17 protein-coding genes are annotated in these 24,340 nt (G+C 72.7%); 14 read left to right on the top strand and 3 right to left on the bottom strand.

The annotated features are described in order from the left end of the window. Window positions 1–61: 61 nt before the first annotated feature. The 5 genes from P3T41_RS11365 to P3T41_RS11345 all read left to right on the top strand — a co-directional run bounded on the left by P3T41_RS11365 (window position 62) and on the right by P3T41_RS11345 (window position 7,708). Window positions 62–1,417, top strand: a complete 1,356-nt coding sequence (locus tag P3T41_RS11365) for an FtsW/RodA/SpoVE family cell cycle protein (RefSeq protein WP_280689567.1) — start codon at window positions 62–64, stop codon at window positions 1,415–1,417. Between the two features lie 59 nt (window positions 1,418–1,476). Then, window positions 1,477–2,943, top strand: coding sequence for a penicillin-binding transpeptidase domain-containing protein (locus P3T41_RS11360; protein ID WP_280689868.1), 1,467 nt, complete (start codon window positions 1,477–1,479; stop codon window positions 2,941–2,943). A 79-nt stretch (window positions 2,944–3,022) separates the two neighbouring features. Then, window positions 3,023–4,480, top strand: a complete 1,458-nt coding sequence (locus P3T41_RS11355; protein WP_280689566.1) for an amino acid permease — start codon at window positions 3,023–3,025, stop codon at window positions 4,478–4,480. An 80-nt stretch (window positions 4,481–4,560) separates the two neighbouring features. After that, a complete protein-coding gene (locus tag P3T41_RS11350; RefSeq protein ID WP_280689565.1) occupies window positions 4,561–6,027 on the top strand; it encodes a glycosyltransferase 87 family protein in 1,467 nt (488 codons plus the stop codon). A gap of 64 nt (window positions 6,028–6,091) precedes the next feature. After that, window positions 6,092–7,708, top strand: coding sequence for a N,N-dimethylformamidase beta subunit family domain-containing protein (locus tag P3T41_RS11345; RefSeq protein WP_280689564.1), 1,617 nt, complete (start codon window positions 6,092–6,094; stop codon window positions 7,706–7,708). Window positions 7,709–7,770: 62 nt separating this feature from the next. On the opposite strand, the gene P3T41_RS11340 is transcribed toward P3T41_RS11345, so the two are convergent. Beyond that, entirely contained in the window at window positions 7,771–9,528 is a 1,758-nt protein-coding gene (locus tag P3T41_RS11340; protein WP_280689563.1) for a penicillin-binding transpeptidase domain-containing protein, read from the bottom strand. A gap of 157 nt (window positions 9,529–9,685) precedes the next feature. After that, window positions 9,686–11,569, bottom strand: a complete 1,884-nt coding sequence (locus P3T41_RS11335) for a phospholipid carrier-dependent glycosyltransferase (protein ID WP_280689562.1) — start codon at window positions 11,567–11,569, stop codon at window positions 9,686–9,688. A gap of 123 nt (window positions 11,570–11,692) precedes the next feature. On the opposite strand from P3T41_RS11335, the gene rsmI reads away from it, so the two are divergent. The 6 genes from rsmI (at window position 11,693) to P3T41_RS11305 (ending at window position 18,036) form a co-directional block, all read left to right on the top strand. Next, window positions 11,693–12,538, top strand: a complete 846-nt coding sequence (gene rsmI / locus P3T41_RS11330) for a 16S rRNA (cytidine(1402)-2'-O)-methyltransferase (protein WP_280689561.1) — start codon at window positions 11,693–11,695, stop codon at window positions 12,536–12,538. Between the two features lie 329 nt (window positions 12,539–12,867). Next, window positions 12,868–13,347, top strand: a complete 480-nt coding sequence (locus P3T41_RS11325) for a hypothetical protein (protein ID WP_280689560.1) — start codon at window positions 12,868–12,870, stop codon at window positions 13,345–13,347. A gap of 100 nt (window positions 13,348–13,447) precedes the next feature. Next, window positions 13,448–14,323 carry a TatD family hydrolase gene (locus P3T41_RS11320; RefSeq protein ID WP_280689559.1) on the top strand — a complete coding sequence of 292 codons (876 nt, stop codon included), beginning with the start codon at window positions 13,448–13,450 and terminating at the stop codon, window positions 14,321–14,323. 22 nt (window positions 14,324–14,345) lie between these two features. Beyond that, window positions 14,346–15,227 carry a 16S rRNA (adenine(1518)-N(6)/adenine(1519)-N(6))-dimethyltransferase RsmA gene (gene rsmA, locus P3T41_RS11315; RefSeq protein ID WP_280689558.1) on the top strand — a complete coding sequence of 294 codons (882 nt, stop codon included), beginning with the start codon at window positions 14,346–14,348 and terminating at the stop codon, window positions 15,225–15,227. Then, on the top strand, window positions 15,224–16,159 hold the full coding sequence (locus P3T41_RS11310) for a 4-(cytidine 5'-diphospho)-2-C-methyl-D-erythritol kinase (RefSeq protein ID WP_280689557.1): 936 nt from the start codon (window positions 15,224–15,226) through the stop codon (window positions 16,157–16,159). Before rsmA ends, P3T41_RS11310 begins: the two co-directional genes overlap by 4 nt. Before the next feature lie 83 nt (window positions 16,160–16,242). Next, window positions 16,243–18,036 (top strand): ABC-F family ATP-binding cassette domain-containing protein, encoded by a 1,794-nt coding sequence (locus P3T41_RS11305; protein ID WP_280689556.1) that lies wholly within the window; start codon window positions 16,243–16,245, stop codon window positions 18,034–18,036. A 7-nt stretch (window positions 18,037–18,043) separates the two neighbouring features. On the opposite strand, the gene P3T41_RS11300 is transcribed toward P3T41_RS11305, so the two are convergent. Next, entirely contained in the window at window positions 18,044–20,062 is a 2,019-nt protein-coding gene (locus P3T41_RS11300) for an FUSC family protein (protein ID WP_280689555.1), read from the bottom strand. Window positions 20,063–20,367: 305 nt separating this feature from the next. On the opposite strand from P3T41_RS11300, the gene P3T41_RS11295 reads away from it, so the two are divergent. From P3T41_RS11295 to P3T41_RS11285, 3 genes are all read left to right on the top strand, one after another. Continuing rightward, on the top strand, window positions 20,368–20,964 hold the full coding sequence (locus P3T41_RS11295) for a hypothetical protein (RefSeq protein WP_280689554.1): 597 nt from the start codon (window positions 20,368–20,370) through the stop codon (window positions 20,962–20,964). A gap of 64 nt (window positions 20,965–21,028) precedes the next feature. Continuing rightward, the gene (locus P3T41_RS11290) at window positions 21,029–22,669 is read left to right on the top strand and encodes a hypothetical protein (protein ID WP_280689553.1); all 1,641 of its coding nucleotides are present in this window, start codon (window positions 21,029–21,031) and stop codon (window positions 22,667–22,669) included. A 229-nt stretch (window positions 22,670–22,898) separates the two neighbouring features. Further along, the gene (locus P3T41_RS11285; RefSeq protein WP_280689552.1) at window positions 22,899–24,206 is read left to right on the top strand and encodes a S8 family serine peptidase; all 1,308 of its coding nucleotides are present in this window, start codon (window positions 22,899–22,901) and stop codon (window positions 24,204–24,206) included. Window positions 24,207–24,340: the final 134 nt, after the last annotated feature.

The raw sequence follows: 24,340 nt of genomic DNA, 5'->3' as shown, positions 1-24,340 counted from the left end.
CCGCCTGAGGAGCAGAGTCCGGTGATAGCCCCGAGCACCAGACAGGAGCCGCGGTCCGCCCATGGCCACACCCGCAGTCGCCGCCGTCCGTGGTGGGCCCACCGGGCCCCGGCCCAGCACCGGACGCAACGTCGAACTCGCCCTGGTGCTCTGCGCGGTGGCGATCGCGGTGTTCGGCTACATCGAGGTCGGCGTCAACATCGACGACAAGGTCCCGCCGGACGCCGCCGAGTACGGCGCGGCGCTCGGCGGCCTGGCGCTGATCGCGCACGGGGTGATCCGCTGGCGGGCGCGGTACGCCGACCCGCTGCTGCTGCCGATCGCGGTGCTGCTCAACGGCATCGGACTGGTCGTCATCTACCGGCTGGACCGGGCCACCCCGAGCAGCCACGCGGCGCCGACCCAACTGCTCTGGTCGACCCTCGGGGTGGCGCTCTGCGTGGCCGTGATCGTGCTGCTGCGCGACCACCGGATCCTGCGGCGCTACGCCTACAGCGGGGCGTTGGTGGCGCTGGTGCTGCTGGTGGTGCCGATCTTCTTCCCGGCGGTGTACGGCTCGCGGATCTGGATCACCATCGGGCCCTTCTCCATCCAGCCGGGCGAGTTCGCCAAGATCCTGCTGGTGATCTTCTTCGCGGCCTACCTGTCCGCGCACCGCGGCGCGCTGGCGTTGACGGGGCGTCGGATCTGGCGCTTCACCTTGCCGCCGGGCCGGGTGCTCGGGCCGGTGCTGCTGGTCTGGGCGGCCTTCATCGGGGTCCTGGTGCTGGAGACCGACCTCGGGATGTCGCTGCTGTACTTCGGCATCTTCGTGGTGATGCTCTACGTGGCCACCGCCCGGATCAGCTGGATCGCGATCGGTCTGGTGCTGGCCGCCGCGGGCGTGGTGATGGTCGGCTGGCTGTCGCCGCACGTACACGCCCGGGTCGACCAGTGGCTGCACCCGCTCGCCTCGGTCGCCGCCGGGCAGGGCGCCAACCAGATCGCGCAGTCGCTCTTCGCCTTCGCCTGGGGCGGGGTGCTGGGCACCGGGCTCGGGCTGGGCCACTCGATCCTGATCGGTTTCGCGGCCAAGTCCGACTTCATCCTCGCCACCATCGGCGAGGAGCTCGGGCTGGTCGGCATGGTGGCGCTGCTGCTGCTCTACCTGCTGCTGGTCTCCCGCGGCTACCGGGCCGGGATCGCGCTGCGCGACCCGTTCGGCCGGCTGCTCGCGATCGGTCTGGCCACCATCATCGGCCTACAGGTCTTCGTGGTGGCCGGCGGCGTGCTCGACCTGATCCCGCTGACCGGGGCGACGCTGCCGTTCATCGCGCAGGGCGGTTCCTCGGTGGTGACCAACTGGATCATCGTGGCGCTGCTGGTGCGACTCAGTGACACGGCCCGCAGGCCGGTGCCGGAGGGGGAGACCCGATGACCCGCAAGCAGTCGAAGACCCGCAAGCCCAGGGGCAACGGCCCGCAGGGGTTGCCCGGGATGTCCACCACCGGGCGCCGGGCCGGGCTGTTCTGCCTGGTGCTGATCCTGCTGCTGGCCGCCCAGGCCACCCGGATCCAGGTCTTCCAGGCCAAGGGCTACGACAACAACCCGGCCAACCAGCGCAAGGCGATCCAACGTTACGACCAGCCGCGCGGCAACATCCTGGCCGGCGGCGACCCGGTGACCGGCTCGGCGGCCACCGGCGGCCGGTTCGACTACAAGCGCACCTACACCGACGGACCGGGCTACGCCGCCGTCACCGGCTTCTCCTCGCAGATCTACGGCAACACCCAGCTGGAGGGCATCGAGGACGGCATCCTGGCCGGCACCGACAACCGGCTGTCCGGCTGGGCGGTCTGGAACGAGATCACCCGCAAGCAGAACCCCGGCGGCGACGTCCACACCACCATCGACAAGGCCGCCCAGCAGGCCGCGATGCAGGGCCTGGGCAACCAGAAGGGCGCGGTGGCGGCGATCGAGCCGAGCACCGGGCGGATCCTCGCGCTGGCCAGCACCCCGTCCTACGACCCGGGCAGCTTCGCCGGCTCCTCGACCGCGGACCAGAACGCCTGGACCAAGCTGCAGGCCGACACCGACCAGCCGATGCTCAACCGGGCGCTGCGCCAGACCTACCCGCCCGGCTCCACCTTCAAGGTGGTCACCGCCGCGGCCGCGCTGGCGAACGGGGTGGTCACCGACATCAACGCCCCCACCGGCACGCCCTACCCCTACGTGCTGCCCGGCACCACCACCACGCTGGTCAACGACACCAGTTCGTGCGACCAGGCCAACCTCGACCTGGACACCGCGATGACGCTCTCCTGCAACAGCGTCATGGGCTACCTGGGCGTGCAGACCGGGCTGGACGAGATGGTGGGGATGGCGCAGAACTTCGGCTTCAACGACCCGAAGCTGGACATCCCGGTGCGCGCGGCACGCAGCAACTTCGACACCCGGATGGACCAGTCCCAGCTCGCACTCTCCTCGATCGGCCAGTTCGACACCGCCGCCACCCCGCTGGTGATGGCGATGGTCGCGGCGGGCGTGGCCGACAACGGCACGGTGATGTATCCCCAGCTTGTGGACAAGTTGACGAAGTCCGACGGAAGCACCGTCCAGCTGATGAAGCCGCAGGTCTACAAGCAGGCGATGAGCCCCTCGGTGGCGGGGCAGCTGCAGCAGCTGATGACCGACGTGGTGCAGAACGGCACCGGCGGCAACGCCCGGATCCCCGGTGCGGTGGTCGGCGGCAAGACCGGCACCGCCCAGCACGGGGTGGACAACACCGGCACGCCGTACGCCTGGTTCATCTCCTGGGCCAAGCCGACCGGTTCCTCGGGCGTGCCGCCGGTGGCCGTCGCGGTGGTGATCGCGGACAGCGCGGCGACCGATGTGAGCGGCGGCAAGCTGGCCGCACCGATCGCCAAGTCGGTGATGCAGGCGGTGCTGGCGGGGAAGAGCTAGCGGGAGCCAGTGACCGCGATTATCCGATGATGTGTATATTTATGCGCTGATCGTCGAAATCTGCAGAAAGTTCCCCGTCGTGCCGAGCACCACCTCCCTGAGCAGCCGCCTGCTGCGGCGCAAGCCGGTCGAGACCCTGATAGCCGAGAGCGCCGGCAGCGGCGACCCGGGCCGGCTGCGCCGCTCGATCGGGCTCTGGCAGCTCTCCGCGATCGGCATCGGGGCCACCGTCGGAACCGGCATCTTCTTCGTGCTCTCCTCGGCCGTCCCCGAGGCCGGCCCGGCCGTGGTGCTCTCCTTCCTGCTGGCCGCCGTCACCGCAGGCCTGACCGCGCTCTGCTACGCCGAGCTGGCCTCGGCGATCCCGGTGGCCGGCTCCTCCTACAGCTACGCCTACGCCACCCTCGGCGAGGCCACCGCCTTCGGGGTCGGGGTCTGCCTGCTGCTGGAGTACGGCGTCTCCGCCTCGGCGATCGCGGTCAGCTGGGGGCAGTACTTGAACAAGTTCTGCGAGCTGGCCTTCGGCTTCGGCATCCCGGCCTGGCTGGCCCAGCCGCCCGGCGACGGCGGCTACGTCAACCTGCCGGCCGTGGTGCTGGTGGCGCTGGTCTGCCTGCTGCTGGTGCGCGGGGTCAGCGAGAGCGCCAAGGTGAACGCGGCCATGGTGGCGATCAAGATCGCGGTGCTGCTGCTCTTCGTCGCGGTCGGGCTGACCGGCTACCGCTCCGGCAACCTGCACGACTTCATGCCGCTGGGCTGGTCCGGGGTGGGCACCGCGGCCTCCGGCATCTTCTTCTCGTTCATCGGCCTGGACGCCGTCTCCACGGCGGGCGAGGAGGTCCGCGACCCGCGCCGCACGCTGCCGCTGGCGATCATCATCTCGCTGGTGGTGGTCACCCTGCTCTACGTCCTGGTGGCCGTCGCCGCGATCGGTGCCCAGCCCTGGCAGCGCTTCGGCGGGCAGGAGGCCGGGCTCGCGCAGATCCTGCAGGACCTCACCGGGCAGACCTGGCCGGCGCTGCTGTTCGCGCTCGGTGCGATCGTCTCGATCTTCAGCGTCACGCTGGTGGTGATCTACGGTCAGACCCGGATCCTCTACTCGATGGGGCGTGACGGGATGCTGCCCGCCCGCTTCGCCGAGGTCTCGCCGCGCACCGGCACACCGGTCTGGAACACGGTGGTGGTCGGCGTCGCGGTCGCCGCGCTGGCCGCCTTCGTGCCGCTGGACATCCTGACCGACCTGACCTCCCTGGGGACGCTGGTCGCCTTCACGGTGGTCTCACTGGGCGTCATCGTGCTGCGCCGGCGCAGCCCGGAGCTGCGCCGCGGCTTCAAGGTCCCCGGATACCCCGTCACCCCGCTACTCAGCGTGGCCTTCTGCATCTACCTGATTCGCGGCCTGCAGCCGCTGACCTTCGTCTTCTTCGGCGTCGCGCTGCTGCTCGCGGCGGCCTGCTACCTCGGGTACGGGATCCGGCACTCCCGACTGGAGTACACCGCTGTGGCCCCGCGATCCGAGCTCACGCCGCAGGGCTGACGCCCTAACCGATCGATCGGGTTCTGGCTAGCCCCTGCAGTCTGACGACACGGGCGGCGGCGCCCAAATAACCTTCACCCATGGTGACCACCCGCTCGTCCGGCGCCCCGCGCAGCCGCGGCCGGTTCGGTGTCCGGCGCGGCCGCCCGGCGCAGGACAGCCGGCCCGTCGGGCACCCCGGCGGTCAGCAGGCAGGTCGCCGGGCCCGGCCCGAGGCCGCGCACCTGGGGCCCGTCGTCGGGCCGGCCGGTGGCGAGCCGCGCGCCGGGATGCCGCGGCAACGCCCCGACGGTCCGTCGGCTTCGGCCGGGCGCGGTCAGCGGTTGGCCGTGCTGGCGATGCGGCTGGGCGCTCGGCGCAGCGTTCACCTGCTCGGCTGCCTGATCGCGGCCGGTTGGGCCGGCGCCTTCCCGCTGGTCTCCGACCTGGGCAACCAGCGGCTCTGGGGCGAGGTGGCGGCCCCCGCCTACCTGCTTGCCGGGCTGGCCGTGGTCACCCTGCCACGCCGCTACGCGGGCCGGGTCGCCGCCGTCGTGGCGCTGCTGGGCGCGGTGCTGCTGCCGCTCGGGCTGCTGGCCGCCAACGGCCAGCACCAGTCCGAGGTGATGGTGGTCGAGCGTTCCGCCCAACTGCTGCTGCACACCGGCACCCCGTACCTGCCGCATCCGGTGAAGGTCACCGACTTCAACCCGTACCTGCCGGCCATGGCGCTGTTCGGGCTGCCGCGCGCGGTGCTCGGCTCGGGCAACGAGTTCACCCGGGTGCTGGGCGACGCCCGGATCTGGTTCGCCCTCAGCTTCCTGAGCTGCCTGACCGTCAGCTGGCGGCTGCTGCGCCCCACCCGCAGGCACTCGCCGCTGCTGCCGCTCGGGGTGCTCACCGGCTCGCCGCTGGTCGCGCTGATGCTGGCCGTCGGAGGGGTGGACCTGCCGCTGATCGGCGTCTGCTGCCTGGCGATGGCGCTGGCCGCCCGCGGCCGCACGATCGGCGCCGGGCTGGTGCTCGCGCTGGCCTGCACCCTCAAGTGGACCGCCTGGCCGGCGCTGCCGGTGGCCGCGCTGCTGCTCTGGCGGCTGTACGGCCGGCGCCCGGCCGGCCGCGCCGCGCTGACCGCCGCGCTGGCCGGCGTCGCGGTGATCGTGCCGTTCGCGCTGCAGCGGCCGCAGGACTTCCTGGACCAGGTGATCCGCTTCCCGCTCGGCCTGACCTCGGTGCGCACCCCGGCCGGCAGCCCGCTGCCCGGCAAGGTGCTGGCCGACCTCGGCCCGGTGGGGCACACCATCTCGATCGTGCTGCTGGTGCTGGGCGGCCTCGTGGTGGCGGGCTGGCTGCTGCTGCGCCCGCCGGCCACCGCGGTGGCCGCCGCCGACCTGCTGGCCGCCGGGCTCACGGTGGCCTTCATGCTGGCGCCCGCCGGGCGGTTCGGCTATCTCGCGCTGCCCGCCGTGCTGGCCATCTGGCCCCGGTTGGCCGCCCGCTCGTGGACCGGGCGGCCTTCATACAGCACCCGTACGGTGGAGAGCGAAGGCGTCGCGGCACTCCGGTAGCCGGGCGCTGACGACCAGTGAGGGCGCCTCGAGCCGCCCAGCCCAGACGTCAGGAGGCACCCGGATGGCCGAGCAGCAGGCAGTTGACGACCCGTCGGACGGGCAGCGGCCAGGCACCGGCCGACGGCGGTTCCTCGGCCTGGCGGGCGCGGCGGCGGCCGGGGTGGGGCTGACGGCCTGCGGGACGGGCGGCTCCGCAGGCCTGCGGCAGGCCGCGGTGGCGGCCACGGCGGGCGGCGGCTCGATACCCTCCTCGGGCGCCGGGAGCAGCGCCGTTCCGCAGCAGGAGAACGCCAAGCCCGGCAACGCCGACTGGCGGATCGGCACCGCGGGGCCCGACCGGGCGATCGAGGGCTGGGCCGACCGGACGAGCGTGCTGCCCGGCGAGAGCTTCGGCCTGCACGTCTCCACCACCGCGTCGACCTTCAAGGTCTCGGCCTACCGGATGGGCTGGTACGGCGGTGCCCGGGGCCGCCTGGTCTGGCAGTCGGACCAGCTGCCCGGCAGCACCCAGTCGGCGGCCGCCCTCGATCCGCACACCCGGATGATCAGCACCGACTGGTCGAAGACCACCACCGTGGACACCGCCGGCTGGCCCGAGGGCAGCTACCTGCTGCGGCTGGACGCGGCCGGCGGTGCCGGCCAGCGGTACGTGCCGGTCACCGTCCGCTCGGCGAGCACCGCCGGGAAGCTGGTGGTGGTGAACGCGACCGCCACCTGGCAGGCCTACAACACCTGGGGCGGCTACAACCTCTACAACGGCGAGAACGGCGCCTACGCGACCCGCTCGCTGGTGGTCTCCCACGACCGTCCGTACCACGAGTACGACGGCGCCGGGCTCTTCATGGTCTACGAGACGCCGCTGATCGCGCTGGCCGAGAAGCTGGGCCTGCCGCTGGCGTACGCCACCAGCACCGACCTGGCCGGGCAGCCGGGCCTGCTCAAGGGCGCGCTCGCGGTGCTCTCACCGGGTCACGACGAGTACTGGTCGCCCGAGCAGCGCGCCAACGTGGTCGCGGCCCGGGACGCCGGGACCAACCTGGCCATCCTGGGCGCCAACTGCTGCTTCCGCCGGGTCCGTTACGAGCCCTCGCCGACCGGCGCCGACCGCCAGGTGGTCTGCTACAAGGACTCGTACAAGCAGGATCCAGGCTTCCAGCAGACCGGTCTGCCGACCAACGACTACCGGGCGGCCCCGCACGCGGACCCGGAGAGCTCGATGCTCGGGGTGATCTACGACGGCTACCCGGTGGACGCGCCCTACGTGGTGGGCGACCCGGGGCACTGGCTCTTCGCGGGGACCGGAGTGCAGGCGGGCGACAGCTTCCCGCACCTGGTGGGGGTGGAGTACGACCGGGTGAACACCGGCTTCGACACGCCCCGGCCGATCGAGATCCTGGCGCACTCGCCGGTGGTCTGCGAGGGGCGCAAGAGCTTCAGCGACACCGCCTTCTACCGCGCGCCCAGTGGGGCCGGGGTGTTCGCCAGCGGCACCATGCGCTGGGTGGAGGCGCTGGACGCCAGCGGTGACGGCCGTTCGGGGGCCGACCACGCGATGGACGCGAAGGCGGGGGCGCTGACCCAGAAGGTGACCGAGAACCTGCTGCGGGCCTTCGCCGCCGGGCCGGCCGGCGCGGCGCACCCGCCGCAGGACAACGTGGCGGCGGTCTACGGTCAGTGAGAGACGGCTGTGGGCCCGGTCAGGCAACTGCCTGACCGGGCCCACCGTCATCTCCGGACGACTCAGCCGTTGTTGCCGACCTTGAGCACCTCGGCCGCCGCGGGCACTGCGGCGGCGGCGCCGAAGCCGCCGTTGATCACCTCGGCGGAGACCGCCAGGTTGTCCCGGTAGCCGGTGAACCAGCTGTTGGTGGGGGCCTTGGGGTCGCTGGAGGTCTCGGCGGTGCCGGTCTTGCCGCCGATGGTGCCGCTGACCCCCTGCAGCGCGTTGTAGGCGGTGCCCGCCGGGTTGGTCAGGACGCTGTTCATCATCGAGCGCAGCTTGGTCAGGGTGTCCGGCGACAGCTGCCGGGCAGCCGGGAGCTGCGGCAGACCCGCCAGCAGGACCGGCTGCTTGAACGTGCCGCTCTCCACGGTGGCCGCGACCGAGGCCATGGTCAGCGGGTTCATCAGGTCCTTGCCCTGGCCGAAGTACTCACCGGCCGTCTCGTCCTTGGTCTGGCCCGGCCCCGGGACCGAGCCGTCGAAGCTGGGGAAGCCGATCTTCCAGTTCAGCCCGATGCCGAAGACGTCCCCCGCCTGCTTGGCGAGCTGGCCGGACTGCAGGGTGGTCGTGCTCTGCTTGATGAAGGCGGTGTTGCAGGAGACGGTGAAGTCCTGCATGAACGTGTTGTTGGGCTCGTCGTCCTTGAAGTCGTTGTGGTACGTCGTGCCGACGGTGTAGCTGGACGGGCAGGGCATGGTGGCGCTCGGGTCGATCCCGGCCTCCAGCAGTGCGCTGGCGGTGATCACCTTCATCGTGGAGCCGGGCGCGGTCTGGCCCTGCAGCGCGGTGTTGAAGCCGGTCGCCGGGGAGTTGGCGACGGCCAGGATGTTTCCGGTGCTCGGCTCGATGGCGACCATGGCCGCGGGCTGCTTGAGCTTGGCGGCCTGCTCGTCGACCGCCGTCTGCGCGGCCGCCTCCAGGGTCGCGTCCAGGGTCAGCTTGATCGGCTGGCCGGGCTTGGGGTCGGTGACCGTGAAGAGCGGCTCGGGCTTGCCCTTGCCCGCCGGGTTGACGATCGCCACGCCACTGCCGGCGTCGGCCGGGTTCACGGCGGGCGGGTTCTGCTGGAAGTTCAGCAGGATCTGGCTCAGCGAGGGGAAGTTCGCCAGCGACTGGCCGTTGCGGTCGGTGATCTTGGTCGGCGGGTTGTAGACCGGCTGGGTGACGATCTGCTCGCCGGGCCCGAGGTGCGGGTTGATCACGGTCGGCGCCCAGTGCACCGCGGCCGTCCCGTCGCTCATCTTCACCACGCCCAGGAACCCGGTGTAGTCCCAGGTGTTGGTGGTGCCGGCGAACTCGACGTGCGACTTGAAGTTGAGCAGCACCCCGGTCGGCCCCGCCGAGGCCGATGCCGAGGGCGAGGCGGACGCGCCGGCCGAGGCAGCGGTGGAGGGCTTCGCGGTGGCGGCGCCGGAGGGCTGCGCGGTGGCCGAGGCGAACGCGGCGGGGGTGGTCGGCGTGCCCGGGGTCAGCGTCACCGCGCTCGGCTTCACCTGCTGCTGGAACGCGGTCAGCGCGGCCAGCGCGCTCTGCGGGTCGTCGGTCAGCTTGGCAGCTCCCTGCAGGTCGCCGCTGGACCAGGCGGCCAGGAAGCTCTTGGCGCCACTGGCAGCCAGATCGGCCGACGGTGGCTCGGCGACGACGGTGCGTGGCTTGGGCGCGGCCGCGGGGGACTTGCTGCCCGAGCCGACCAACGAGTACGCACCGTAACCGCCGGCCGCGAGCATGGCGGCGGCGGCAACGCTGACGATGGCGGTCTTCGCGCCCTGACGCATGGTGGTGCTCCCCCTGGAAGACGACGAGGACTGGGTGACCGGCCGAAACCGGGCAACCCAGGGTAAGCCGCCATTCAGCGCACTCTCATCCACCCAGGCCCCTCGTGACAGAGCTGGTACACACCTCCCAGCTGCGCACAGGCGTGCGGATCACCGGTCAGATCCAGCTGGTGAACCACATCCGGGAGCGCCAGTCGTCCATCGGGATCACCTGGCCGGTGTACAGCGGATAGAAGTAGAGGAAGTTCCAGAGCACCGCGAGCACCAGCAGTCCGGCCCCCGCGCCCCCCGCGAGCCGGCGTTCGTAGACCGCCGTGGCCGGCCCGATCATCGCGCCGATCATCATGGTGACCGCCAGGACCAGGAACGGCACGAAGGCCACCGCGTAGAACAGGAAGATGGTCCGGTGCTGGTACTCGAACCAGGGCAGGTACCCCGCGCCCAGCCCGCACAGCACCGCGCCGGCCCGCCAGTCGCGCCGCAGCACCCACCGGTACAGGCAGTACACCAGCGCCACCACGCCGGCCCACCAGAGCACCGGGGTGCCGATCGCGAGCACCTCGGAGGCGCACTCGGTGGCCTTGCAGCCGCTCTGCCCCAGGTGCGGCGACTCGTAGTAGAAGGAGACCGGCCGCCCCAGCACCAGCCAGCTCCACGGGTTGGACTGGTACAGGTGTGGCGTGGAGAGGCCGATGTTGAAGTTGTACATCTGCGAGTGGTAGTGCCAGAGCGCCCGCAGGCTCCCCGGCACCCAGGTCATGTCCACCTGGAAGGGCATCTTGACCTTGCCGAGCAGCGGCAGCGAGACGAACTCGGAGGACAGGCCGTGGCGGCCCACCGCCCAGTCCCGGCCGTAGCCGCCCTTGCCCGGTGCGGAACTGCTGGCCAGCCAGCCGGACCAGGAACCGACGTAGACGACCAGCGAGACCAGCACGATCGAGGCGAAGGCGGGCAGGCCGTCGCGGATCAGGGTGGACCAGTACGGGCGGCGGGCCCCGGCGAGCTTGCGGGCGCCCAGGTCCCAGAAGACGGTCAGCAGGCCGAAGAAGGCCGCCACGTACATCCCGCTCCACTTGGTGGAGCAGCTCAGGCCCACGCAGACGCCGGCGGCCAGCCGGTAGGGGCGCAGGCCCAGTCGCATCCGGTGGGCGAGCGCGGCGTCGGCCAGCGCGCCATCGGGCAGTTCGGTGAGCCGGCGGGCGATCCTGGCCCGGGTGTGGTCGCGGTCGAGCAGCAGGAACCCGAAGGCGGCCAGGATCCAGAACATCACGACCAGGTCGAGCAGCGAGGTGCGGCTCATCACGAAGTGCAGCCCGTCCACCGAGAGCAGCAGGCCGGCCACGCAGCCCAGCAGGGTGGAGCGGAAGAGCCGGCGGGCGATCCGCGCGATCATCAGGATCGAGAGGGTGCCGAGCACCGCGACCATGAACCGCCAGCCGAACGGGTGCATCCCGAAGAGCTGCTCGCCCATCCCGATGATCCACTTGCCGACCGGCGGGTGGACCACGAAGGCGGGGTCGGCCTGGTACGGGATCACCTGGTGCGGCTGGACGATCTGGGTGTTCGCGCTGTCCGGCCAGGAGGTCTCGTAGCCGCCCCGCCAGAGCGCGTAGGCGTCCTTGGCGTAGTACGTCTCGTCGAAGATGATCGCGCCCGGGCTGCCCAGGTTCCAGAACCGCAGCAGGCCGCCGAAGAGTGCCACCGCCAGCGGGCCCAGCCAGCCGGACCAGCGGCAGAGCCAGGTCCACAGGCCCGCGGGCAGCCGGATGCCGGCCCGCAGCAGCAGCGGCGAGGGCGCCACCACGGCCGGGGTCACCCCGGGGCCGTCCGGCATCGGCGGAACGAGACGCTCAGCCACGGGAACCTGGCTCGGCGCCTGGTAGCCGAGCGCGGCCAGCCGGCGCAGCCAGCCGTCGCCCGCCCGGGGCGCCGGTATGCCGGCGGGGTCGAGCCCGCCGGCCTCGCCGCCCAGGTCGGTGCCGCCCGGGGTGTCCGCGATGGTCTCTACCACCGCCGTCTCTGCCGCCGTCTCGCCATTCACCCGCACATCGTAGGGGCGGGGCCGAAAAGCCGGACCCCTCCCTCGTAAGCTGCCCGGTTCGTCACTTTTCTTCTTCGGATTCTGTCTTTGGGGTCCTCCGGTACTCCCTGACAGGATGTGCCCGTGACAGGTGTACTCGTGTTGGCAGGAACCCCCATCGGCGACGTCGCGGACGCTCCGCCCCGGCTGCTCACCGAGCTCGCCTCGGCGGACGTGATCGCGGCCGAGGACACCCGGCGGCTGCGCCGGCTCACCCAGGCGCTCGGCGTCACCCCGGCGGGGCGGGTGCTCTCCTACTTCGAGGGCAACGAGGTGGGCCGCACCCCCGAGCTGGTCGAGGCGCTGACCGGCGGCTCCCGGGTGCTGCTGGTGACCGACGCCGGGATGCCCTCGGTCTCCGACCCCGGCTACCGCCTGGTGGCCGCCGCCGTCGAGGCCGGCATCAAGGTCACCGCCGTGCCGGGGCCCTCCGCCGTGCTCACCGCGCTGGCGCTCTCCGCGCTGCCGGTGGACCGCTTCACCTTCGAGGGCTTCCTGCCGCGCAAGGCCGGCGACCGCTCCCGGGCGCTGGCCGAGATCGCCGCCGAGCCGCGCACCATGGTCTTCTTCGAGGCCCCGCACCGGATCGCCGAGACGCTGTCGGCGATGGCCGACGCCTTCGGCGCCGAGCGGCCCGCCGCCGTCTGCCGCGAGCTGACCAAGACCTACGAGGAGGTCAAGCGCGGCCCGCTCGGCGAGCTGGCCGCCTGGGCCGCCGAGGGGGTGCGCGGCGAGATCACCGTGGTGGTGGCCGGCGCCCCGCCCGCCGCGCCCGCCCAGCTCACCCCGGCCGAGCTGGCCGAGCGGGTGGCCGCCAGGGAGGCGGCCGGCGAGCGCCGCAAGGAGGCGATCGCGGCCGTCGCGCTCGCTCTCGGGCTGCCCAAGCGCGAGGTGTTCGACGCGGTCGTGGCGGTCAAGCACGCTCCGTGATCATCCCTGGTCAAGGCAGCTGAACTGTCCCTCGCCCAAGCAGCCGCAGGCGCGTACGGTGGAGTGATGGGCAGCACCGCGCACGCCGGTGCGCGCGGTCGGCGGCAGCGGTCCGACGGGTCGGGGCGTACGCCCCGCAGCCCCTGAAAAGGTAAAGCGGAGGCCTGCTAAACCCCTGCTGAGCTGGGGTTTCACAGGCTCTTCGTACAGGGATCCCCAAGTCCGGGCCAAGTCTCGGCAAGCCGGGCATCGGGTTCGGGCGCTTGGGCATTCCATCGGATGGAAAGACCCGAACCGGACGAACGTCCGGCGGGCGCTGGGAGACCGCGATGAGCGAGACAATCGGTAGCCCTGTCGGTGGCACTCCGCTGACCGGCCTCACGTCGGCCCCGGAGGAGTCCGGGCGGGCCACCCGCCCCGGACCCGGCGGCATGGCCGCCGCGCACGTGGGCCGACTCCAGCGGGGCGGGGAGATGGTCCAGGAGGCCTACTCCTTCGCCTGCCTCAACTGCGGCTACGGCTGGGAGCAGGCGTACGACATCGAGCACCACCAGGCGAAGGACGGGCACACCGTGGTCCAGTACTACGCCAACGGTGTGCGAGTGCCCTCGCCGCTGCTGCAGCCGACCTGCCCCGGCTGCGGCGGGCACACGGTCCGGATCATGCAGCCAGGGCGGATCCGCACGGCCGAGAGCCTGTGGCACCACTCGCCCGGATTCGCCGCGCACGCCGAGCCCGCCGACCCGCCGCAGCCACAGGAGCTGCGGACCAGGGAGCACTGGTACCAGCTCTGGCTGCCGAAGCCGTAGGGCGCCAAGCCGTAGTGCGCCGCCGGTTGTGCCACGGTCGCTCGGCGCGGGCCCGTCTCGCCGGACGGGCCCGCGCGGCGCGCCGCTAGGCTTCTGGACCATGGCTGCCAAGGACGACCGCTCCACCCCGCCTCCGCCGCCCGCGCCGCTCGCGGTGGCGGTGGCCGATTCGCACACCCACCTGGACATGCAGTCCGGCACCCCGGCCGAGGCGCTCGCCACGGCCGCCTCGGTGGGAGTGACCACGGTGGTCCAGGTCGGCTGCGACCTGCCGGGTTCGCGCTGGGCCGCCGCGCTGGCCGCCGAGTTCGAGCAGGTGCACGCGGCGGTCGCGCTGCACCCCAACGAGGCGCCGCGGCTGGTGCTCGGCGACCCTGACGGCTGGTCAGGTCAGCGGCGCACCCCGGGCGGGTCGAAGGCGCTGGACGAGGCGCTGGCCGAGATCGACCGGCTGGCCGCGCTGCCGCAGGTCAAGGCGGTCGGCGAGACCGGGCTCGACTACTTCCGCACCGGGCCCGAGGGCGTGGACATCCAGCAGGAGTCGTTCCGCCGGCACATCGAGATCGCCAAGCGGCACGGCAAGGCCCTGGTGATCCACGACCGGGACGCGCACCAGGACGTGATCGAGGTGCTGCTGGCCGAGGGCGCCCCGGAGCGGACCGTCTTCCACTGCTACTCCGGCGACGCGGCGATGGCCGAGGTCTGCGCCGAGCACGGCTGGTACCTCTCGTTCGCCGGCCCGGTCACCTTCAAGGCCAACCAGCCCCTGCGCGACGCGCTGGCCGTCACCCCGCTGGACCGGGTGCTGGTGGAGACCGACGCGCCCTTCCTCACCCCGCACCCCTACCGGGGGCGCCCGAACGCGCCGTACCTGATCCCGGTCACGGTGCGCTCGATGGCGCAGACCCTGGGGCTGGCGGAGGAGGAGCTGAGCAGCGCGATCGCGGCGAACACCGCGCGTGCCTTCGGGTACTGAGTACGGCTTGTAGCCTTACCCGGTGAGCACCACCGACCCCACCCCTGACAGTCACCTGCTCGGCGCCTCCGACATCCGGGAGCTGGCCGCCGCCTTCGGGGTCCGCCCGACCAAGCAGCGCGGCCAGAACTTCGTGATCGACGCCAACACCGTGCGCCGGATCGTCCGGGCCGCCGGGGTGACGCCCGAGGACGCCGTGGTGGAGGTCGGCCCCGGGCTCGGCTCGCTCACCCTGGCGCTGCTGGAGGTGGCCGCGCACGTCACCGCCGTCGAGATCGACCCGCTGCTCGCCCAGCACCTGCCGGCCACCGTCGCCGCCCGGATGCCGGACAAGGCGGGCGTCTTCGACCTGGTGCTGAGCGACGCCATGGAGGTCGTCGAGCTGCCGGGCCCCGCGCCCACCGCGCTGGTGGCCAACCTGCCGTACAACGTCGCCGTCCCGGTGCTGCTGCACATGCTGGCCACCTTCCCCAGCATCGAGCGCACCCTGGTGATGGTGCAGTCCGAGGTCGCCGACCGGCTGGCCGCCAAGCCCGGCAACAAGGTCTACGGGGTGCCCTCGGTCAAGGCCAACTGGTACGCCGAGGTCAAGCGGGCCGGCGCGATCGGACGCAACGTCTTCTGGCCCGCGCCCAACGTCGACTCGGGCCTGGTCTCGCTGGTCCGCAGGCAGCCGCCGGTCACCACGGCGACCCGGACCGAGGTCTTCCAGGTGGTGGACGCCGCCTTCGCCCAGCGCCGCAAGACGCTGCGCGCCGCGCTGGCCGGCTGGGCCGGCTCGCCGGCCGCCGCCGAGCAGGCGATCGCCGCCGCCGGCATCGACCACACGCTGCGCGGCGAGATGCTGACGGTCGAGCAGTTCGCCGCCATCGCCGAGCACAAGCCGAAGGGACCGGTGCTGTGACTCCACACTCCGAGGTCGGCGTCCGGGTTCCCGCGAAGGTCAACGTCCAGCTCGGCGTCGGCGGCCTGCGCGGTGACGGCTTCCACGACCTGGCGAACGTCTTCTTCGCGGTCGCGCTGGGCGACGAGGTGACGGCCCGTCAGGGCGTCGGGGTCAGCCTGACCTGCGAAGGGCCGGACGCCGACCAGGTCCCGCTGGACGACACCAACCTGGCCGCCCGCGCCGCCCGCCTGCTGGCCGCGCACCACGGGATCGAGCCGAACGTCGCGCTGCACATCACCAAGGCCATCCCGGTGGCCGGCGGCATGGCCGGCGGCAGCGCCGACGGGGCGGCCGCGCTGGTCGCCTGCGACGCGCTCTGGGGCCTGGGCACCCCGCTGCCCGAACTGCTCGAGCTGGCCGCCGAGCTGGGCTCCGACGTGCCGTTCGCGCTGCTCGGCGGCGCCGCACTCGGCCGTGGCCGGGGCGAGCTGCTGGAGCCGCTGGCGGTCGGCGGCACCTTCCACTGGGTCTTCGCGGTGGCCGACGGCGGCCTCTCCACCCCCGCCGTCTTCCGCGAGTGCGACCGGCTGCGCGAGGCGGCCGGCACCGGCTCGAGCGAGCAGGACGTGCCGACCCCCGACGCCGACCCGGCGCTGCTGGCCGCGCTGGCCGAGGGCGACCCGGTCGCGCTGGCCGCCGCGCTCGCCAACGACCTGCAGGCCGCCGCCCTCACGCTGCGCCCCGCGCTGGCCGACTGCCTGGCGGCGGGCCTGGCGGCCGGGGCGCTCGGCGCGCTGGTCTCCGGGTCCGGACCGACCTGCGCGTTCCTGGTCAAGGACGCCGTGGAGGCCGGCTCGGTCGCCGCGGCGCTGACCGCCTCCGCCAGCTGCCGCACCGCGCACGCCACGTACGGCCCGGTGCCCGGAGCCCGGGTGGTCGCCCGGGCCTGAGGGCGAGGCAGCGCCGACGGGGAGCGCGGGCGCGCCGACTAGGCTGGAGGCTCCAGTCCGTCCATCCCAGGAGCGCAGCACACGTGGCCGTCAACCTCGCCACCATCGAGTCCGTCACGAAGGTCTACGGCACCCGGGCCCTTCTGGACGGGGTCAGCCTCGGCGTCAGCGAGGGGGACCGGATCGGCGTCGTCGGACGCAACGGCGACGGGAAGACCACGCTGATCCGGATGCTCGCCAAGCTGGAGGAGCCCGACACCGGGCGGATCACCCACTCCGGCGGGCTGCGGATGGCCGTGCTCACCCAGCACGACTCGCTCGACCCGAAGGCCACCATCCGGCACGAGGTGATCGCCGACCGGGCCGACCACGAGTGGCTCGGCGACGCCCGGATCCGCGACATCATCCAGGGCCTCTTCGGCGGCCTCGACCTGCCCGGCTTCCCCGACGGCCTGGACACCGTGATCGGCCCGCTCTCCGGTGGCGAGCGGCGCCGGATCGCGCTGGCCAAGCTGCTGCTCGGCGAGCCCGACCTGATCGTGCTGGACGAGCCCACCAACCACCTCGACGTCGAGGGCATCGCCTGGCTGGCCCAGCACCTGCAGAACCGCCGCTCGGCGCTGGTCTGCGTGACCCACGACCGCTGGTTCCTGGACCAGGTCTGCACCCGGATGTGGGATGTGCAGCAGGGCGAGGTCCGCGAGTACGAGGGCGGCTACTCCGACTACGTCTTCGCGCGCGCCGAGCGCTCCCGGATCGAGGCCACCGAGGAGCAGAAGCGGCAGAACCTGGCCCGCAAGGAGCTGGCCTGGCTGCGCCGCGGCGCCCCCGCCCGGACCGCCAAGCCGCGCTACCGGATCGAGGCGGCCAACGCGCTGATCGCCGACGTGCCGGAGCCGCGCGACCGCAGCGAGCTGATGAAGTTCGCCAACGCGCGCCTGGGCCGGACCGTCTTCGAGCTGGAGGACGTCACGGTCAAGGCCGGTGACAAGCTGCTGCTGGAGCACCTGACCTGGAACCTCGGCCCCGGCGACCGGATCGGTCTGCTCGGCGTCAACGGTGCCGGCAAGACCTCGCTGCTGCGCGCCATGCAGGCCGCCTACGCCACGCAGGGCGACGTGCAGCCCGCGTCCGGCGTGGTCAAGGTCGGAAAGACGGTGCGGCTGGCCTACCTCTCCCAGGAGATCGCCGAGCTCGAGCCCACCACCCGGGTGCTGCAGGCCGTCGAGCAGGTGCGCGGCCGGGTCGACCTCGGCAAGGGCCGGGAGATGAGCGCGGGCCAGCTCTGCGAGCAGTTCGGCTTCGGCAAGGACAAGCAGTGGACCCCGGTCGGCGACCTGTCCGGTGGTGAGCGGCGCCGCCTGCAGCTGCTGCGGCTGCTGATGGACGAGCCCAACGTGCTCTTCCTGGACGAGCCGACCAACGACCTGGACATCGAGACGCTCAACCAGCTGGAGGACCTGCTCGACGGCTGGCCCGGCTCGATGATCGTGATCAGCCACGACCGCTTCTTCATCGAGCGCACCACCGACACGGTCCAGGCGCTGCTCGGCGACCGCCGGATGCGGATGCTGCCGAACGGCGTGGACGAGTACCTGGAGCGCCGCGCCGCCGTGGTGGCCGCCGCCGTGCCGGCCGCCGCGGCCATCCCGGTGAAGGCCGTGGGGGACACCCGGGCGGCGAAGAAGGAACTGCAGCGGATCGAGCGCCAGATCGCCAAGCTCGACAAGGAGGAGGCCAAGCTGCACGGTCAGATGGCCGAGCACGCCGCCGACTTCGCCAAGGTCGCCGAGCTGGACGCGCAGCTGCGCAAGGTCCGGGAGGAGAAGGAGGAGCTGGAGCTGAGCTGGATGGAGCTGGCCGAGGACTTCTCCTGACGGTTCCTCAGGTCAGCAACTGCTCCAACTCCCCGGCCGCCTGGGTGAGCGCGCTGCGCGCCGGGTTGTGCGGGCCGGGCGGCCGCTCGGCCCGGCCGTCCGGTGGGCGGTGCGCCCGGGCGGCCGCCGCCAGTTGCTCCAGCGCGGCCAGCACCCGCGCCACCTCCTCGGGTTCGGGGCGTCGACCGCCGTACCGCAGCTGCGCCGCGTAGGCGGCGACCGCGCCGCCGAGCCGCTCGAGCGCCGCCGTCGCGGGCAGCCAGGCCTCGGCCTGCCGCCCGGCCGGCGGCGGCTCGGTCAGCCCGTGCCGCACCTCCTGCCGCGCGTCGGCCAGGGCGCGGTAGGCGGTGCGGCGCAGCCAGACCTGGGACGGGACCTTCGTCTCGAGGTGGTCGTTCGCGGCGGGTCCGATCGTCGGCCCGGCGTCCGTCACCGAGAGCAGGTACGCACCGAGGGTCCCGGTCGCGGCCACGATCCGCGGCTCGATCCGGTGCGGTGCCCGTTCGGGCCACAGCAGGTAGCCGAAGACCAACACGATCACGCTGGCCAGCACCGAGTCCAGCACCCGCGGCCCGACCTCCGCCACCCCGCTCTGGCCGCCCAACTGCACCAGCACCAGCGCCATCGGCGTCATCACCGCCGTGTTCAGCCCGTAGTGCGCGGCCGCCGCGTACGGCAGCAGCGCGACGCAGAGCGCGGCGACCGCGGCCAGCAGCCAGCGCTCGGTGGTCACCGCCAGCAGCGCCGCCGTCAGCGTCACCCCGATCACCGTGCCGACCGCCCGGCTGACCGCCCGCAGGAAGACCGAGCCGAGGTCCGGCTTGAGCACGAAGGCCACCGTCATCGGCACCCAGTAGCCCCGGTTCAGCGGCAGCCCCACCGTCACCGCCTCGGCCACCGCCACGCAGAGCGCGACCCGTGCCCCGTACCGCGCGGCCGCCCGTGAGCGCAGCCGCACCCGCAGTCGCCACGGGTCCGGCGGCGGCGCGACGGCGGCGCGCACTGCGGTTGCCGGGTCGACCGGGCGGTCCGCCACGGCGTCAGCCGCCGTGTGCAGGGCGGCGTCCAGGGCTCGGCGGGCGGGGGTGTCGGGGGACCAGTCGGGGACGGCGGCGCGGGAGTCGGCCGTGCTGCCGGGCTCCGCCGATCGTGCCGGCGCCCGGATGAGCCGGTGGGCGAGCGTCGTCGGTACCGCCGCGACCTCGGGCGGCACCGGGCGCCAGGCCCAGAGCAGCCCGGTGGCCGCCTCGCTCGCCGCCAGCGCGGCCTCGTAGGCCCGGTGCAGTCGCGCGGACTCCTGCTGCCGGTGCCAGTGTCTGGGCCTGGGCCTGGGCCGGTATGGTCGCGCGGCCTCCCGCTGACGGTCCGGCAGCAGGTCCTGCAGCTGGTTCAGCCGGGCCGTCAGCACTCGGCGGGCAGCCGCCCCGTCCGGCGTCCCGAGCGCTGCCAGCAGCTCGCCGAGCGCCTCGTACACCGCCGCCAGTGCCAGCCGTCGCGGATCCGTCGCGGGCCGCAGCTGGTAGCGCAGCCCGAGCAGCAGCACCAGCCCCGCGCCCAGCAGCAGCATCGGCGCCGCCGCCCACCACGGGTGCGGCGCGGCCATGCCGCCGCCCAGCGTGGCCGACACCAGCAGCAGCATCCCCGCCGCCGACCCGCGCGGCCCGGTGGCGCTGAGCGCGCCGGAGCCGAAGCCGACCAGGGTGAGGACCAGGGCGGTGAGCAGCGGCGCGGCGTCGAAGTGTCGCAGCGCCCCGCCGACCGCCATCCCGGCCGCCGAGGCGCCGACCGCCGATCCGATCCGATGCAGCCGCAGCCAGCCCGGCTCCAACCGGTCGCTCAGCGTCGCGTGCATCGCCCCGAGCGCCGCGAACACCCCGAGCCCGAGCTGCCCGCAGGCCAGCCCCGCGAAGAGCGGTACCGCCAGCCCGACGGCGGCGCGCACCATCAGCGCCCACGGCGGCCGCGGCCGCTCGGGCCGGGCCGCCCGGGCCCACCAGGGTGTGCGGTCGGCCGTGCTGCTGCTCATAACGGTCAAAGCTGCCATACCCGCGTATCGCCCCGGTCGGCGGCCCGGTTCCCTGACGAACGCTCAGTTCGGCTGCCGCGTGGCGCGGGTGCCACGTGACAACTCCGTACCAATAACGACCTGATGTCCCAAGGCCCCTGCCATGTCGTCGGACCCGCTCGGTAGGATGTTTCGTGACGGCTACTGTCCGGCCACGGAGCGTTGGTCACGTAGGGGCGCGGGACGGTTGAAGGTGGAGAACGTGTTACGGCACGGCGGCGATGGCCGGTCGTGCACGGGGGAGGTGTATCGCAGTGGTTGAGCTCATGTCGGCAGATGGGGGCGGCGGGGTCGCGCCCGGCTACTACAACGCGCAGGGTGCGAAGAACATCCAGGCGCTGAACGCCCGCGACCTGGTGGCTCAGGTCGGGACCGCTCAGGTCACGGCGGAACTGCACACGCTGCAGGGCTTCAAGTCCCAGGTGGACCAGATGCTCACCCAGCTGGACTCGTCGAACGCCAGCTCGGGCCAGATCGCGCAGCAGACCCTGGAGCAGACTCACCTCGGCTCCGGGTTCCCACAATCGGGCGACCTGTTGGGCGCGTACAACGTCGTGCACAGCAACCTGCAGACGCTGTCGCAGACGCTCTCCGACCAGATCGAGGCGATGAGCATCGCCATCGACATCAACAACCGCGGCTACCAGAACGTCGACGACTCGCAGCGCGCACTCCTGTGGAACATCCGCAACCAGACGGACAGCCAGTACAACAACGGTGTCCAGCAGGGCGGCGTGGTGGCCCCGGTGACCGTTGACACCTCGGCGGCCGGCGGACGCACCGGTGCGGGCGGCACCACGGCCACGCCCGCCTCGAACACCACCTCCACCACTTCGGGGACCAGCACCGGAGGCGTCGGATGAGCCTGTTGGACTGCGTGGGGAACCGAACCGGCACTGGTACTGGCACTGGCACGGGGAGCAACTGATGCCCAACCCATCCGTCGACGACGGCCCGCACGACTGGTTCGCGGCCAAGTCGCACCAGGAACTGCTCGACATGGTCATGAACACGGACACCGGCGTCATCTCGACCCGTGGCGGTGCGCTGCGCGGTGCGTCGAGCACGCTGACCGAGATCAGCGCGCAGCTGAAGACCAACGTCCAGAACCTGGAGTGGACCGGCGCCGCGGCTGACAGCTTCCGTGACTGGGCCGGGAAGCTCAACACGGCGACCAACCAGCTCTCCGACTACGCCGTGGCCGCGGCGCCTCCCCTGGAGGCCGCCGCCACCGCGCTGGGCACGACGAAGGCGATGCCGCCGGTGCCGACCACGGAGCTGGACACGCTCTCGCGCTACGCCAGCCAGGGGCCGCCGCTCAGCCCGCCCGAGCAGGCGCAGCGCAAGATGCTGGATCCGACCTATGTGACGACCCAGGAGGCACAGGCCGCGCAGGCGAAGGTCGACACGGACCACCAGGACGCCGTGGCCGCGATGACCAGCCTGGCGAGCGCGTACGACGAGTCGACGTCGCAGCTGAAGGCGCTGACGCCGCCGCTGTTTCCGCCGACGCCGACTTCGGTGATGGGGCCGCCGCCGCCTGGGCAGAGCGATTCGCAAACCAGGCAGGCCGTCAGTTACGGCGGCGGCGGAGGAGGTTCGTCCTACCGCGGTGGTGGCACCTACAAGCCGCCTACCGGCCCCGGCCCGGTGCGCAACGCTCCGGTCCAGCCCGGCCCGCCGCCGCCGGTCCACGGGGGACCGACGCCCCCGCCGATCCAGGCCCCGCCGATCCGGTACCCCGTCCCGCCGCCGGTGACGGGACCGACGCCCCCGCCGATCCAGGCCCCGCCGATCACCAACCCGGTCGTGCCGCCCAGCACCGGTATCGACCACGTCGTCCCGCCGCCGACCCTGCCACCCCAGGGCACCGTCCCTGGCGGACCGCCGCCTCAGGGCGGCCCCGGCGGCGGCAACGTCGGCGGTCCGGGTGGCTTCGGTGGCCTGCCGGGCGGTAGTTACCCCGGTGGCAGATACCCCGGCGGTAGCTACCCCAGCGGTAGTTACCCCGGTGGCAGTTACCCCGGCGGCTCGCGCCCCTACGGCGGTCTCACCGGCACCGGCACGCCCAACCTCGACGAAGGCATCTCCGGTGGCGTCGGCGGCCCCGGCGCGGTCTCGGGTCGCAGCCAGCTCGGCGCCAACGCGATCGGCGCCGAGGAAGGCGGGGCCGGCGCTGGCGGCCGCGGTGCGGCGGGCGGCATGGGCGGCGGCGGTGGCGGCTTCGGCGGTGGTCGTGGTGGTGTCGGTGGCGGTCGTGGTGGCGTCGGCGGTGGCATCGGCCGCAACCGTGGCCTGGTCTCGGCCGAGGGCGGCGAGGTCGGCGGTAGCCGCGGACCGGGTGCCGAAGGCGAGTTCACCCCGGGCGGCAGCGGCCTGCGGGCCCGTGCCGCTGCCAGTGCCGAGGGTGAGGGCGGTGCGGCCGGTCACAGCGGCATGATGCCCGGTGGCATGGGCCAGGCCGGCAAGCGCAAGAAGGACCGCCGCAACCGCGCCGACTACCTCGTCGAGGACGAGGAGACGTGGGTGGGCGGTACCCCGGGCAGCAACCCGGACGTGATTGGGTAAGGATCGGACGTCTGCCCGGCCACTGGGTCAGTCCCGGTGGCCGGGCAGTTCTGTTCAGCCGTTCGGCAACCATGGCGATGAGGAGAACGTGATGCGGCGATCTGGCACGGGGGTGCGGCGGGTCGCCGCGCTGCTGGCACTGACGACGTGTTTGGCGGGTGGGTTCAGTGCAGTCGCTGGGGCGAGTAGTACGCCCCGGGACGACGAGTGGCATTTGGATGCCCTGCACATGCCGGAGGTCTGGCAGACCAGCACGGGTGCCGGAGTCACCGTCGCGGTGATTGACAGCGGCTTCAAGTCCGATCTCCCGGACCTGACCGGCCAGCTCCTGCCAGGCAAGGACTTCAGCGGCCTCCCGGGCGGGGTAAACGTCGACCCTGAGGGTCACGGGACCGGCATGGCCAGCGACATTGCCGGGTCGGGTAAGAACTTCAACGGCAAGGGCGCCTCCGGGTTGGCGCCCGGTGCGCGCATCCTGCCGATCAAGATCAACACTAATTCGAGCCCTAGTACGGCCATCGGCTCCTCGGCCTCTCTCAAGCAGATCGACCAGGGGATCACCTACGCGGTCGACCAGGGCGCCAAGGTGATCAGCATCTCCCAGGGCATCGAGAAGGGCGCGCTCTCGGCATCGGATATCTCAGCTCTGCAGGATGCCGTCAACTACGCGGTCAGCAAGGGAAGGCTGATCGTCGCGTCGGCGGGAAACAGCGGGCAACAGGGCGACCCGGTGATGTATCCGTCCGCGGCCTCGGGTGTCGCAGCGATCGCTGCCTTCGATCACAACGGGACCAACACGCCTGAATCGGAGTACGGGCCGCAGATCGCTCTGGCTGCGCCGGGAATCGACATCATCAGCGCCTGTACCGACCCGACTGGCTACTGCAAGACGAGCGGTACCTCCGACGCCACCGCGCTCACCGCTGCCGCTGCGGCCATCCTCTGGCAGGTCCACCCCAGTTGGACCGGTAACCAGATCCTCCGCGTCATGATCAACACGGCCAATAAGCCCACCGACGGGAGCAACCACTCCCCGTACATCGGCTTCGGCAACATCAGCCCCCGCAACTCCATTCGCTACACCGGCGACCCCGGCCCGGCCGACGTGAACCCGCTGATCGCCGCCGGCATCGACGTCAAGCCGTCCGCCCCGGCCTCGGCCCCTGGCGTCACCCCCTCGGGTGCCGCCGCCAACCCGAGCGCACCGGCCGCCGGTAGCAAGTCGGCTCCGGCGAGCACCACGACCGCCGTCGCCAAGTCCTCCAGCAGCAGCCTGCCGCTCATCATCGGTGGCGTGGTCGTCGTCCTCGTCGTGGCCGGCGTGGTGGTCTTCCTGGTCCGCCGCAAGCGCTCCACCCCGCCGCCGCCCCCCGCCGCCCCGGACGGCTACCCGACGTACCAGCAGCCCCCGGGCTACGGCACCCCCCAGCCGCCGGCCTTCGGCCCCGGCCAGCCGGTCTACCCGCCGCAGCCGGCGCCGGGCAACCCGTACCAGCAGGCGCCGCCGTCCGGCCCGTCCAACCCGCCGCAGGGCTGAGTCGCCGACAAACCGGCCTGCGTGGATCTCGCCACCAAGTAGCGGGGGGCCGCCCCCCCCCGGGGGGGGGCGGCGCGGGGGGGGGGGGGTGAGGGCGTCAGCCCCCGGGCGGGGTGGCCGGGCACGGGGGGGGC

The sequence above is a fragment of the Kitasatospora sp. GAS204B genome (assembly GCF_029892155.1).
Lineage (GTDB): Bacteria > Actinomycetota > Actinomycetes > Streptomycetales > Streptomycetaceae > Kitasatospora.
The sequence above is the reverse complement of the archived record's forward strand: the minus strand, read 5'-3'. Positions and strand labels throughout refer to the sequence as shown.